Here is a 279-nt window from a genome sequence, read left to right on the forward strand (position 1 = left end):
GCTCCATACCTGCTTGTAGGTCGTGACATCGGTAGCGAGCTCATAGAGATGACTGTCGATGACTTCCTTGCTCAGGCTGAGTGCCTTCGTATTGCCCTCGGTGTCTCCCTTGTAGAGGTACACGCGAGCCAGAAGTGCCTTAGCTGCAGACTTGCTGATGTAGCCATAGCTGGTATCCTCAAGGGCATTGCTGGAGATAGCCTCCGTGAGGTTCTTGATGATGAAGTCATAGCACTCCTTGAGGGTATTACGACCTGGCGTAGCCGCATTGTCGGGGAT

Annotated in this window: 1 protein-coding gene; it reads right to left on the reverse strand. The window is 53.4% G+C overall.

Features of this window, described 5'->3' with window-relative positions; translation table 11 throughout:
• Positions 1-279 (reverse strand): RagB/SusD family nutrient uptake outer membrane protein (locus AC0L17_RS34720; RefSeq protein WP_473519027.1); only part of this gene is annotated, 279 nt, incomplete at both ends.

The organism is Mesorhizobium sp. WSM4829, assembly GCF_055811475.1.